This window comes from Heminiphilus faecis, assembly GCF_008728965.1.
Classification (GTDB): Bacteria; Bacteroidota; Bacteroidia; order Bacteroidales; family Muribaculaceae; genus Muribaculum; species Muribaculum faecis.
This window is the reverse complement of record NZ_VSMC01000011.1, coordinates 90,508-102,911: the sequence shown is the minus strand read 5'-3', so window position 1 is coordinate 102,911 and position 12,404 is coordinate 90,508. Positions and strand designations below refer to the sequence as shown.

The following is a 12,404-nucleotide window of genomic DNA, read 5'->3' as shown; positions in this document are numbered from 1 at the left end:
AATACGATCGACTTCAAAATTATCTATGAGTACCTCCGGCAGGATGGCTCGAAGCAGTTTTTCCGATTTCATGATGCAAAGGTAATACTATACCACGATACATCCACGTCGCCCACCGGGAAAATCCGCTGACCCGCAATTAGTCCTGTTCTTAGTATAGGTATATTGGTATTAAAAAAGGCCGACATGACGGTCGACCTCGGTGAGCGGAAGACGAGGCTCAAACTCGCGACCCTCAGCTTGGAAGGCTGATGCTCTATCAACTGAGCTACTTCCGCAGTAGAATTTTGAAAGATGTGGGCGAAGATGGATTCGAACCACCGAAGGCATAAGCCAGCAGATTTACAGTCTGCCCCATTTGGCCACTCTGGTATTCGCCCTTCCACTTTTGTTTGGGACTACAAAGGTAGTTATATCTTTTTTACTGTGCAAGTAAAATCGATCATTTTTATGGCAGCTTCGGCGGCTTCAGAGCCTTTGTTGCCGAGAATGCCGCCTGCGCGGTCTATGGCGTCCTGTTCGGTGTCGACTGTAAGTACGCCGAATATGACAGGACAACGGCCTTGCGCGTTGAGTGCGGTGATGCCTTGTGTGACACTTTGACATACATAGTCGAAGTGGGGAGTGCCGCCGCGTATGACACATCCAAATACTATCACGGCATCGTAGCTGTCCATGAGTGATGCGGCTCCATAAGTCAGTTCCACGGCACCGGGCACATGGAATGTGTCAAATGACACGCCTTCTGATGTGAGCAGCGAGGCAGCTCCTGAAGCGAGGGCTTCGGTTATATGGCTGTTCCATTCGGCTGTGACTAACGCTATTTTTGTTCCTTCCGGGAGCCGGGGCAACGCGCCGTGTGGCGCTCCTGTCGATAATGCTGTTGACATATTTTGGATTATTGTTTTTTTATCGTGGAAATATCTTGTGCCACATGCCTATGATGTCGAGTCGTCCCGATTGTTTTTCGAGCAGCCCGTTAATCTTTTCGGCAGTGTCGTTGTCTTTGTTCTTTATCGCTTTCTGTAGAAGTGTATTGAGCAGGTGCACGCCTTTTCGTCGGGTGGTGATATTGTGTAGCAGCGCTTGGCCGAGCATGACCGACAGCTCCATGTGGCGGTCGGAGAAGTCGGGTTGCAGTCTGGTAAGATATTTGAGCGCGCGGGAAAAGTATCGTACGGCATCCTTATATTTGCCGAGATGCATGAGGGTCAGGCCTTCGTCCTGAAGCGAGTTGATGAGGCGGTCCATGGCATTCTTTATGCCGCCGTTGACCATGTTTAGATATGTGGTCGTGGCTACCTGATAGTGTGCCAGCAGATTGACTTGCTTGATGTGGGAACGGTATACCGATGTCGAGGCATTGAGTGTATTGATGTGGGCCGAACCGTATTGTTCGGTGTTGAGTTTTGCAAGCCGTTCAAAAATTTTTATTGACTTGGAAAGAGTGCGTTCTGCGGCTTTGTACTCTTTGCGCATATTGTGGATAAACGCAAGGTCGTGCAGCAGACAACCGAGAATCAGCAGAAACTCTTCATCCTTGCGACGGGCTTCCTGTGACATCACGGTAAGTGTATCGGCTGAAGTATCAAGTGCTTTGTCGTAGTCGCCGGCTTCGATAAGTGCGGCTACGGCTATCTGCATGGGAGTCGCTTTTCTGAGTATGGCGTTTTCTTCATCCAAGTCTATATCCTGCGCCGCTTTAAGAAGCTTGGCGGCTACCGCAGAGCAGTCGGACGTGTCTTTAAGTGCTTCTAATGTAGAATCACGCAACGCCGCATATGCCGAAAGAAAATCATCGCCACCGCGCTGACTGTTATGCGGAAAGGTGATAAAGCCGTTTTCAAGTGAGGTGGTTTTCATGCCGTTCTCAAATTTTATCAGTTTAGGGGCTCTACTATATTGTCGGGTGCGGCTGCGGCGCTGTCGCTCCATTTTATGGCGTTATTGAGCAGCAGTTCCACGTCGTCAGAGGTAAGGTGCTCCATATTTTCTCGGAGCAGTCCGTTGTCAATGATAGCAGCCGCTATGCCTGCGATGATGCCTGACATTGCCACGTCGGGGTCGGGATGGTCCGATAGCTTTACGCTTTGTGAATATTTGCGGCAATGCATGTTTATCGACGAGGTTGCGAAGTCGATGTTGACATGGTTGAAACTGTAGAAGCTTATGTGATCGGCATAGGCGGCCTTGTCGTCATCTTTATTGAATATAGTGGCTATGCTTTTGCGGTCGGTAACCACTATGTCGGATATTTCGAGATTTTCCAGAATTGCCGGCATGACCCGTGTTATGCGTGTCACCCGTGAGTTGTCTATTGCCGGGGCATATATGATGATGGCACGCCGTTCTGACGCGTATTTCACTATGTCAAACAAACGTGCACGCACTCTTTCGTCGATAGAGTAAAATTCGCCGAATATGACTATGTCATCAGGGTCTATGCGCGGCCATACAACTCCGAAACTCTGTTGGGGGTACTGCTTGTAACGTACGCAGTGGCGTACTTCGCCGTGGTCTGATGAAAATGTGAGTACCGATGAAGTGTGTCCTTCGGTAAAGCGGTCGATTGAATGTATGGCTACTCCGTGTAGGGTAAGAAAATCCACGATTATGTCGCCCACATGGTCGGTGGCGGCTTCCGATACGAAGGTGACGTCGTACTTGCGGTTGCCGAGTGCTGCCGCCGAATTGAGCAATATGCCTCCCGGAAGCGCTCGCCATGGTCGGTCATTGCGGAAAAGTACATTCAGTTCACATTCTCCGATTAAGATAATCTTTCTCATAGTTGAATTTATGCGGTGTTATTCCTGTCCTCTCGACTTGGTGCCCAAGTAACCTCCGTGGTGGCGCAGGGCGTATTGCTCGCGTGTGAAACCGCAACGTCTCATGACGTTGACCACAAGCACATCGCCTATGACGGTCATCATGGTGGTGGATGTGGTGGGAGTAAGCCCGAGCGGACACACTTCCGGTGCGCCGCCGGTAGCGAGTGTGATATTGGCTATGCGGGCAAGCTCGCTGTCAGGATTGCCGGTGATGACAATTAGCGGTATGTCGGCATACAGATTGTGGGTCAAGTGCACGAGATCTATTATTTCGCGTGTTTTGCCGGAGTTGGATATCAGTAGCATCACATCATCGGGTTGTATGACTCCGAGATCGCCGTGCTGGGCTTCCGATGGATGCAGGTTGACTGCGGGAGTGCCTGTCGAGGAGAATGTAGTGGCTATGTTCATGGCTATCTGGCCGGCTTTGCCCATGCCTGAGGTCACAAGTTTGCCTTTGCGGTTATGTACGTGCTCTGCGATAAGCTCTACGGCGCGGTCATAGGCGTCGCTTACCGGAATATTGGCTATGGCCCGGCTCTCGTCCTGAAGGATCTGACGCATCGATTGTTGAATATCGGTCATAAGTTCAATCGCTTCAATTTACAATAATTAATATTACAAAGGTAATGACTTTTTGCGGAAATCGGAAATTACCCTTATGCAATACTAATGTATAACAATATACGGCCGAAACCTATCGGTGCCGGCCGTATAAAAATGTTGCTGCTGATGTTTATTTTTTGTTGCGGTTGCGCCACAGGGCGGTCATGTCTTCGAGAGTCTTGCCCTTGGTTTCGGGTACAAGTTTGTAAACGAAGATTGCTGCCAAGACACAGATGACGCCGTAAAGTGCGTAGGCAAACATATGACCGAAGCGGTCGCCCATTTCGCCGAGCCGCATGTTGTACATCGGAACAAACGTACTCGATACGATGAAGTTGAATATCCACTGGAATGCCACCGCTATGGCTACCGCGGCACCGCGGATGGTATTGGGGAAGATTTCGGAAATGAGTACCCAGCATATCGGTCCCCACGAGAACATGAATGATGCGGAGTATACCATGATGCTTATTACCGGCACGATGGGCGGTACGGTGACAAGGTTGGATACCGCAACGCCGAGAGCCCCGAGAGCCATGCCGAGCGAACCCCATATGAGAAGCGGTTTGCGTCCGAGTTTTTCAACCGTAAATACGGCCACAAGTGTGAAGGCTATGTTGACGATGCCCATGATGACTGTCTGAACCATGGGGTTGCCCATGTTCATTGAGTCGAATATGCGCGGAGCATAGTAAAGTACGGCGTTGATGCCCACGGCCTGCTGGAAAACAGAGAGCATGATGCCTACGAAGATGACCATTATGCCGAAAGAGAAGAGGCGTTCGCTCTTGACTTCTACCGTAGACTTTATGTCAGAGAGTATCTCGCGTGCTTTGCTTATGCCGTTGATGCGTGCGAGTACTGCGAGTGCCTTGTTGTCCTTTCCGATGAGCGCGAGATAGCGGGGAGACTCCGGTACCAGACATACGAGTACGGTAAATACGCCGGCAACAAATGCCTCGCTGCCGAACATGTAGCGCCAGCCTGTCATGATGGTCCATGCGTCAGACTCCGGAAGTACGACATACAGGTTGTGGGCTGTTTTTTCGATGATAGGGTTGGTGTGCTCGCCAAGTATCATGAAGTTGACGAAGTACACGACAAGCTGACCGAATATGATGGCGAACTGGTTCCATGACACGAGTGTGCCTCGTATATTGGAGGGGGCTACTTCGGCTATATACATCGGGCATATGGCCGAGGCAAGTCCTACGCCGACACCTCCGAGTATGCGGTAGAAGTTAAACATCCACAACAGGCTGTAGGTGGGTTTGCCATGCTCGAAGAACAGAAATTCGGGATAATACGAGCCGAGTGCCGACAGGAAGAAAAACACACCTGCCACGGCAAGCGACTTTTTACGTCCGAGTCTCTGTGCGAAGAAGCCCGACAATGCGCTGCCGACAATACATCCTATCAGCGCGCTTGACGAAGTGATGCCGTGAATGACATCGGTGTACACGAAGTCCTTGGCCCCCAAGAAAAATGCCTGTAACCCTTTTTCGGCACCGGATATCACTGCGGTATCATAACCGAACAGCAATCCGCCGAGCACGGCCACAAGCACGATTGAAAACAGATATAGTTTGCTCCCTTTTTCAGGATATTCCATGGTGAAAATGTTTTTATGGTAAATACGACACTATGGCAGAGCTCCGGGGAGCTCCGCCATAGCGGGTACTTAGGTTTATTAATCAATTGATAGATTAGCAGTACATGGCTACGATAGCCTCATAAAGTTCCTGCTTGCCGCTGGTCTGCTTGGGTTCGTTGACCTCTTTGCCGTAGGCGGCTACTTCCTCGAGTGTGAGCTTGCCTTCCTCGAATTCCTTGCCCTTGCCGCTGTCAAACGATGCGTAGCGGTCGGCAAGCATCTTCTTGTAGGGCGACTCTTCGAGCAGAGCGGCTGCGCTCTCGAGTGCGCGTGCCATTGCGTCCATGCCGGCGATATGGGCGATGAATATGTCTTCGAGATCGGTAGAGTTGCGACGGGTTTTTGCGTCGAAATTGGTACCGCCGTTGCCGAGGCCGCCGTTGCGTATGATCTGCATCATGGCCTGAATGAGCTCGAAGTTGTCGATGGGGAACTGGTCGGTATCCCATCCGTTCTGGTAGTCACCGCGGTTGGCGTCGATAGAGCCGAGCATGTTGTTGTCGACAGCTACTGCGAGTTCGTGCTCGAATGTGTGGCCGGCGAGAGTAGCGTGGTTTACCTCGATGTTGAGCTTGAAGTCCTTGTCAAGACCGTGAGCCTTGAGGAAGCCTATTACGGTTTCGCTGTCAACATCATACTGGTGCTTGGAGGGTTCCATGGGCTTGGGCTCGATGAGGAATGTGCCTGTGAAGCCTTTGGCGCGTGCGTAGTCGCGTGCTATGGTAAGCATCATGGCCAAGTGCTCTTTCTCACGCTTCTGGTCGGTATTGAGCAGTGACATGTAGCCTTCGCGACCACCCCAGAATACGTAGTTGGTACCGCCGAGCTCGATAGTGGCGTCAATGGCGTTCTTGATCTGAACGGCAGCGCGTGCTACTACGTCAAAGTCAGGGTTGGTGGCTGCTCCGTTCATGTAACGGCCGTTGCCGAACACATTGGCTGTACCCCAGAGGTTTTTGATGCCGGTCTCGGCCATCTTTTCCTTGAGATAAGCAACGGTAGCCTTGAGGTTGCTTTCATATTCTTCTACAGAATTGCCTTCGCTTACGAGGTCGACATCATGGAAGCAGAAGTATTCGATGCCCATCTTCTGCATGAATTCGAAGCCTGCATCGACTTTTTGTTTTGCGATTTCTACGGCATCGTTGCCCTCGTTCCAAGGAAATTTCTTTGTGCCGCCGCCGAACTGGTCGCCGCCCTCGGCGCAAAGAGTGTGCCACCATGCCATGGCAAACTTCAGCCAATCTTTCATTTTTTTGCCGAGGATTACCTTTTCGGCGTCATAGTAGCGGTAAGCCAGCGGATTCTTGCTGTCTTTGCCTTCAAACTGGATTTTACCTATCCCGGGAAAATACTCTTTTGTTGCCATAATTTTAATGTTTTAGATGTTTATTAATGTTGTTGGTTATTGTTATTAGTGTAAATACATTTCAAGACGTTCTTTCCAACGGCCGTAGGCATCCTGATATGCCTGACGGTTTTTGTGGTCGGGTTCTATTATCTCAATGCGGTCGAGAGTTGCAAAGGCCTCATTGTTGTCGGCGTATATGCCGGCGCCCATGCCGGCACCTTTGGCCGCGCCTACCGAGCCGTCGGTGTCAAATAGCTCGATGGTGGCTCCGCTGACTCCTGCGAGAGTGTCGCGGAAGAGAGGACTGAGGAACATATTGGCGTGTCCGGCGTGTATTTTCTTTACGTCCATGCCAAGCGCTTCCATAATCTCTATGCCGTATTGAAACGAGAATACTATGCCTTCCTGTGCTGCTCTGACAAGATGGGCCTTGCTGTGGCGAAGGAAGTTGACGCCATGTATGGAGCTGCCTATCTCCTTGTTTTGAAGAACACGTTCGGCGCCGTTGCCGAAGGGGAGTATGGTCACGCCTTCGCTGCCTATGGGCACCTGTGCGGCGAGGTCGTTCATCTCGGGATAGCTTATGCCTTCGGGAGCTACGTTGCGCTTCATCCACGAGTTGAGTATGCCGGTGCCGCTTATGCAGGCCATGATGCCCAGACGTGTGCTGTCGTTGGTGTGGTTGACGTGGGCAAAGGTGTTTACGCGCGATTTTGTATCGTAGTTGACTTCTCCGTTTACGCCGTATACAACGCCTGACGTACCTGCGGTTGATGCTATCTCTCCCGGGTTGAATACGTTAAGCGACAGCGCATTGTTGGGCTGGTCGCCGGCACGGTATGCCACCGGTATGCCTTCGGCGAGGCCAAGATCGGCAGCTGCTTCTGCGGTGACATAGCCTTGTATGGTAAATGTCGGTACGATTTCCGGTATTATAGTCGGGCTGAAGCCGAGATATTCGAGAAGGAAGTCGGCAATCGCTCCGGTCTTGAAGTCCCATAACATGGCTTCGGAGAGCCCGGATACGGTTGTGCATACCCGGTCGGTAAGCCGCATGGCTATGTAGTCGCCCGGTAGAAGTATCTTGTCTATTTTTTCGAAAAGTTCCGGCTCGTTTTCCTTTACCCATGCAAGTTTTGTGGCGGTAAAGTTGCCCGGAGAGTTGAGGATGTGGCTCAGACACTGCTCGGCGCCGAGTTCGTTGAATGCTTTTTCGCCATATGGTACGCCGCGGGAGTCGCACCATATGATGGCGGGACGCAGCACATTGCGATTTTTGTCAATGCACACCAATCCGTGCATCTGGTATGAGATGCCTATGGCTTTTATGTCTTTGGGGTCGATGCCTGACTCTGCCAATATGGCCTGTGTCGATTGTTTGAGGTGTTTCCACCACTGGTCGGGCTGCTGCTCGGCCCAGCCTTGTTTTATGGCGATGATTTCGGCTTCGACTTTCGGGAAGAATGCCGATGATACGCACTTGCCTGTAGTTGCGTCTACCAGACTCGCTTTTACTGAAGAGCTACCTATGTCGTAACCTAATAAATACATAATGATTTAAATTTTTTTGATGATTGGTTATCGTCTGTTTTTGTTGTAAATCTTTTTGTCAAACTTGTAGTAACGTGCCGCGCGGTGGGCTACTCCCTGCTGTCGTTCTTCGAGCGGCACCACATAGTCCATCATGCTTATTTTTTTATGGAAATTACGTACGTCGATGCTGCGGTCATGGATGACTTCGTAGAGACTTCGCAGTTGTGCTGCTGTAAATTTGCGCGGCAACAGCTCAAACAGTATCGAAGGCTGGGCGTCGGCAACCTGACGTATGTAACGGGTGGCTTCGTTAACGATAAGATTGTGGTCAAACGCAAGCTCTTTTATGTCAGACAAAGCTACCCATGATGCCTGATGCTCGTCGAGTGAAGAGTCGATAGTACGGTCGATTTTTACGAGAGCCATATAGCCTATGGTCACGATGCGTTCTACTTTGGCGTTCTGTGCCCGTTCGAGCCAATGTACGTCGCGTATGTCGCTCGTGCGGTCTTTTGAACCGAATGCCTTGAATTGAAGCAGACTTACGTTTTTAAGCCCGGTAAGTTCGTATAATACCCTGCGGGCGGCTTCATCAAGGTCTTCGTCCTGATATATAAGGCTTCCGGGCAGTTTCATGTCATGGTACTCTTTTCCGTCCTCTTCGCCGTGACGGTTTACGAGCAGCACTTTAAGCTGTTCGCCGTCAAATCCTACGACAACGCAGTCGACAGATATGTGATTGTTGGCTAATGGGGCCGTCGTTTGGGGGTCGAGCACTGTTCTGTGGCTTGGTTAGTTGGTTAATCGCTGCAAATTTAGTAATCGGATTTTAATAAAACAAATTTTTAATACATGTTATAAAACATTGCTTTGGTGTGAGATAGTTATCTTTATGTATACAATAAGGAAATTAATGTTATTGTATATTGTATGATAACGTTATTGTATGTTATACAATATTATTCGATAGGGGCCAGCAGCGCTGAAATTATGGCTATTTTAGGGTAGTAGGGCAGTGCTTTTTTCGAGCGTGGAGTCACGCGCGTACCTATATAATAATATGCTTTCTGCCGGTCCCATGCCGGAGTGCTTACTTGATGTGTTTCTCCCGGAGGTATCGTTGTGTCGATTGTTACGTCACGGCTGTGCAGCATCTCGCCGCCCATTGTGTAGTAGCTTATATGCAGTTTTACCGTGTGCAGCGGCATGCAGTGTCGATTGGTTATGAAAAATGTCTCGCGCATGGAGCGCAGGGGCTTGTCGTATCCTTTTATGGATAGGCTGTCGGGGCTCCCTGTCATAGCGGGGTCTGTCGGTCGTATGGTGTCGTTTGTCGCTTCCGCTATAATCGGTTTGAGATGGCGTCGTGTCGTGCGGGTGCGTGTGTCGGCATAGGCCGTCACGGACAGCAGTATTATAAGCAGCGACAATATTGGTTTCATGGCGGAGGTAATGCGGTTTTACAAATATCGTGGTTCGATGGGGCCGTCTTTCGACATCGGGAATACGCGCACGCAGCCGTTTACGTCGCGCGGTTTATCGTTATTGACCCTTATGCCGAGACGTGATATGTAGGGGAGCATCCTCCAGATGTTTGCTTTTATGCTTGAGCCGTGTCTGTGAAAGCCGAGGTGCCCGTCGTCGTTCAGGGTAAGGGTGAAGTTTTTTGGCTTCAACAGACGTCGGCCGCCATCGGTGTCGGTATATAGTACAGCTGAGTATACGCCGCGTTTGGATGTCGGTTTGAGAGTGCCTATTTCCGTGCCCGGATAAAGTGAGCGCATGGGTGATTTGAGCAGTATCATGCTGTAGGCTACGACCTCGTCGGTCATGGGTCCGTCATGTTGTATGCGTTCGATGACTACTGTTGCTCCGTTGCTCGGAAATTGCCATATGCCTTCGATAATATGGAGAGGCATGCCGCGTAGACGGGCTTCTACGCTGTCGCGGTCGTAATAGCCGCCGTGTATCGGTTTGGCCGCATGAACTGTGCCTGTGCAGACAATGAGGGTGATGAGGATGGAGAGTATGCGCATGATGAGGAGCGAGGAGGATTTTTTTATATGGTCTTGAACTGATACTGCAGGCCGAAGCTGAGAATCTCTTTCAACTGCCATTTGCTCCATCGGGAGTCATCAACCTTGTCGCGGCTTGAGTCATAGCGAAGATGTACGTATAATTGTGTCGACAGATAGCGGTTGATCGAGAAGTTGAGCGTGTTTTCCCAGTCGCCCTGAGCATAATCATAGTCGGTGAAGAGGAATATACGTGAATTGTAAGTTATGTTCCACATTATGTTCCATGACAACTTCATCTCTGCGTTGCTACCGACTTCGCTTATGGTGCGGTGGCCCTCTTTTATGCCGAAGTTGGTGACATTAATTTTGTGGTTGGTCGACATTTTCATGTTGTATGACAACGGAGATATGGACACTTCTATACGAAAGCGTTTCGGTTTGTTTTCTTTGCTGTAGGTCATACCGAGACCGACGTTGAGTTCTCCGGGCGAGAGAAATGCCGATTTCAAATCGCGAGAGTTACTTTTGTAACTGTTGAAGAACTGGGTCTTGAACATGGCGTTGGCCGAGTAGTACCAGTTGTTGATGGCCCTTACACCGAATGTGCCGTTGAATTGAAACAGGTCCTCGCTGATCAGGTAGTTGTGCACGGTGTCGTTGGGCGCGCTTGATATGGCGAGTTTGTATTGGGTCGTGGCTTCGGCCATGAGGTTGGGGTGAAATTTTTCGTTCAGTTTCACGTTCCACCTCACGTTGCCTATCATGTTGACGTTGTTGTTGCCTCCCTGATACCAGTTGGGGCTTATGTAGGCTTGTGAGAACTGCAGCCCGGCTGAGAAGTTGTGCAGCCAGTGGCGGCGTTCGATTTCAATCTGGGTGTCAGGCTCTTTGACCTTGTTGTCAAGGGTGATGACTTCCGATATTATGATTGTCGACTGCGACGGGTCGACAGTGGCCTTGTACTGCTTGGGAGGAGCCGGCAGGGTCATTATGTTGTACTTTACAAGATCGGGATGGTTGATCATGTAGTGCCTTTTTATGTCACGGAAGCGGCGGTGGCGGTCGGCCTCGATTGTAAGCCAGTCTAAAGCTTCGTTATCCGATGCCAATATAGGCGATGGGTCGGTCACCGCTATTGAGTCGATATACTCCGCGTAGTCAAACACCAACGGCATATAGGTTATTACCGGCAGGTCAGACGTCGGTATGAGCGGCAGTTCCTTTATGGCCGACACTTCATCGAGTGTATCGGTCAGAAAGTCGGCGAACGGATTGTATTCTTCCTCTATGATTATGATTGAGTCGGGCTCTTCGGCTTCTTCAAGTTCCAGCAGGTCAAGCAATCGTGGTTCTACCGGTTCCTGTTGTTGGGAGTTTGCCGGAACCGTATATAATGCAGTTACTAATAGAAACGGGATAAACTTGAACTTGGATAGTGACATATTGCGCCGATTAATGAAATTAGTGTTACGCAAAGTTAATAATAATAACCGCTTTATGCAAAAAATGTCACTTTAATCTATCTATCTGATGCTGTTTCGTATTTTTATTCGGGAATGGGTTATTATGTATGCCGCTGTTTTTGTCGCCGTATTAGTTTTATGTCGGTATGTGTTAAAAACGTATTTTTTAAGCCTGAAGTGTTGTGAGAGCATTAATCGGCATCTCGGTACTTTTATTTTATGGCGGTGTAGATGGTGCAGGTGCCGAAGGTGAGGCGACGGAATCGGCAGTCGGTGAAGCCGGCGTCGCGCATAAGCTGGAGCATATCGTCGCCTTGCGGTACGGCGGCTATGCTTTCGGGCAGGTAGCTATAGGCGCGCACGTCGTGTGACACAAGGCGTCCTACGGCAGGTATTATGTGGTGTGTGTAGAAGTTGTAAAACGGTTTTACCAGTGGCGAGACGGGTGTGGAGAGCTCGATGACACAAAGCATGCCTCCGCGTGACAGCACGCGGTGCATCTCACGGTATCCTCGATCGAGATGCTCGAAATTGCGTACTCCGTAGGCTACGGTTATGCAGTCAAATACCTCTTGGGCGAAGGGCAGGTAAAGGCAGTCGCCGGTCATAAAGCGTATGTGGGCTTCCGCTCCTGAGTTCTCGGCTTTTTTTCGGGCTATTGCTATCATGCCTTCGCTCAGGTCGATGCCTGTAATCCTGTCAGGGTGAAGCCGACGATGCATCAGCAGAGCAAGATCGCCCGTGCCTGTGGCAACGTCGAGTATATGTTGCGGCGCCCGGCGGCGCAGCATATTGACTGCGCGCCGCCGCCACAATTTATCTATGCCGAAAGTCATCATGCGGTTCATGAAATCGTAGGCCGGAGCAATAGAGTCAAACATCTCTCTTACCTGCTCGGTCTTGCAGCGGTCATCACCGTATGGGTTGATTTTTTCAGCTTTTACTTCCATT

The 12,404-nt window shown here is 50.2% G+C and carries 12 protein-coding genes and 2 tRNA genes; all 14 read right to left on the bottom strand.

Features of this window, described 5'->3' with window-relative positions; genetic code table 11:
* Window positions 1-205: 205 nt before the first annotated feature.
* The 14 genes from FW767_RS06540 to ubiE all read right to left on the bottom strand — a co-directional run bounded on the left by FW767_RS06540 (window position 206) and on the right by ubiE (window position 12,403).
* Window positions 206-278: transfer RNA gene (locus FW767_RS06540), tRNA-Gly, on the bottom strand.
* Between the two features lie 19 nt (window positions 279-297).
* Window positions 298-380: transfer RNA gene (locus FW767_RS06535), tRNA-Tyr, on the bottom strand.
* Window positions 381-410: 30 nt separating this feature from the next.
* Entirely contained in the window at window positions 411-890 is a 480-nt protein-coding gene (gene ribH / locus FW767_RS06530; protein ID WP_121698438.1) for a 6,7-dimethyl-8-ribityllumazine synthase, read from the bottom strand.
* 19 nt (window positions 891-909) lie between these two features.
* On the bottom strand, window positions 910-1,863 hold the full coding sequence (locus tag FW767_RS06525; protein WP_121698439.1) for a hypothetical protein: 954 nt from the start codon (window positions 1,861-1,863) through the stop codon (window positions 910-912).
* A gap of 17 nt (window positions 1,864-1,880) precedes the next feature.
* On the bottom strand, window positions 1,881-2,786 hold the full coding sequence (locus FW767_RS06520) for a carbohydrate kinase family protein (RefSeq protein WP_121698440.1): 906 nt from the start codon (window positions 2,784-2,786) through the stop codon (window positions 1,881-1,883).
* Window positions 2,787-2,804: 18 nt separating this feature from the next.
* Window positions 2,805-3,404, bottom strand: a complete 600-nt coding sequence (locus FW767_RS06515; protein WP_121698513.1) for an SIS domain-containing protein — start codon at window positions 3,402-3,404, stop codon at window positions 2,805-2,807.
* Between the two features lie 160 nt (window positions 3,405-3,564).
* On the bottom strand, window positions 3,565-5,046 hold the full coding sequence (gene xylE / locus FW767_RS06510) for a D-xylose transporter XylE (RefSeq protein ID WP_121698441.1): 1,482 nt from the start codon (window positions 5,044-5,046) through the stop codon (window positions 3,565-3,567).
* 94 nt (window positions 5,047-5,140) lie between these two features.
* Window positions 5,141-6,457 (bottom strand): xylose isomerase, encoded by a 1,317-nt coding sequence (gene xylA / locus FW767_RS06505; RefSeq protein ID WP_121698442.1) that lies wholly within the window; start codon window positions 6,455-6,457, stop codon window positions 5,141-5,143.
* Window positions 6,458-6,502: 45 nt separating this feature from the next.
* Window positions 6,503-7,990 carry a xylulokinase gene (locus FW767_RS06500; RefSeq protein WP_121698443.1) on the bottom strand — a complete coding sequence of 496 codons (1,488 nt, stop codon included), beginning with the start codon at window positions 7,988-7,990 and terminating at the stop codon, window positions 6,503-6,505.
* Between the two features lie 27 nt (window positions 7,991-8,017).
* The gene (locus FW767_RS06495; RefSeq protein WP_121698444.1) at window positions 8,018-8,749 is read right to left on the bottom strand and encodes an NUDIX hydrolase; all 732 of its coding nucleotides are present in this window, start codon (window positions 8,747-8,749) and stop codon (window positions 8,018-8,020) included.
* A gap of 182 nt (window positions 8,750-8,931) precedes the next feature.
* Window positions 8,932-9,414: a hypothetical protein gene (locus FW767_RS06490; protein WP_121698445.1), complete on the bottom strand. Its 483-nt coding sequence runs from the start codon at window positions 9,412-9,414 to the stop codon at window positions 8,932-8,934.
* 18 nt (window positions 9,415-9,432) lie between these two features.
* Entirely contained in the window at window positions 9,433-10,089 is a 657-nt protein-coding gene (locus FW767_RS06485; protein ID WP_147438710.1) for a hypothetical protein, read from the bottom strand.
* Window positions 10,032-11,432, bottom strand: a complete 1,401-nt coding sequence (locus tag FW767_RS06480) for a DUF3078 domain-containing protein (RefSeq protein ID WP_121698447.1) — start codon at window positions 11,430-11,432, stop codon at window positions 10,032-10,034. Before FW767_RS06480 ends, FW767_RS06485 begins: the two co-directional genes overlap by 58 nt.
* Before the next feature lie 233 nt (window positions 11,433-11,665).
* Window positions 11,666-12,403 (bottom strand): bifunctional demethylmenaquinone methyltransferase/2-methoxy-6-polyprenyl-1,4-benzoquinol methylase UbiE, encoded by a 738-nt coding sequence (gene ubiE, locus FW767_RS06475; protein WP_121698448.1) that lies wholly within the window; start codon window positions 12,401-12,403, stop codon window positions 11,666-11,668.
* Window position 12,404: the final 1 nt, after the last annotated feature.

Coding starts and splice junctions, on each gene's coding strand:
- ribH (WP_121698438.1), bottom strand. CDS start 890: ATGTCAACAGCATTATCGACAGGAGCGCCACACGGCGCGTTGCCCCGG.
- FW767_RS06525 (WP_121698439.1), bottom strand. CDS start 1,863: ATGAAAACCACCTCACTTGAAAACGGCTTTATCACCTTTCCGCATAAC.
- FW767_RS06520 (WP_121698440.1), bottom strand. CDS start 2,786: ATGAGAAAGATTATCTTAATCGGAGAATGTGAACTGAATGTACTTTTC.
- xylE (WP_121698441.1), bottom strand. CDS start 5,046: ATGGAATATCCTGAAAAAGGGAGCAAACTATATCTGTTTTCAATCGTG.
- xylA (WP_121698442.1), bottom strand. CDS start 6,457: ATGGCAACAAAAGAGTATTTTCCCGGGATAGGTAAAATCCAGTTTGAA.
- FW767_RS06500 (WP_121698443.1), bottom strand. CDS start 7,990: ATGTATTTATTAGGTTACGACATAGGTAGCTCTTCAGTAAAAGCGAGT.
- FW767_RS06490 (WP_121698445.1), bottom strand. CDS start 9,414: ATGAAACCAATATTGTCGCTGCTTATAATACTGCTGTCCGTGACGGCC.
- FW767_RS06485 (WP_147438710.1), bottom strand. CDS start 10,089: ATGGCAGTTGAAAGAGATTCTCAGCTTCGGCCTGCAGTATCAGTTCAA.
- FW767_RS06480 (WP_121698447.1), bottom strand. CDS start 11,432: ATGTCACTATCCAAGTTCAAGTTTATCCCGTTTCTATTAGTAACTGCA.
- ubiE (WP_121698448.1), bottom strand. CDS start 12,403: ATGGAAGTAAAAGCTGAAAAAATCAACCCATACGGTGATGACCGCTGC.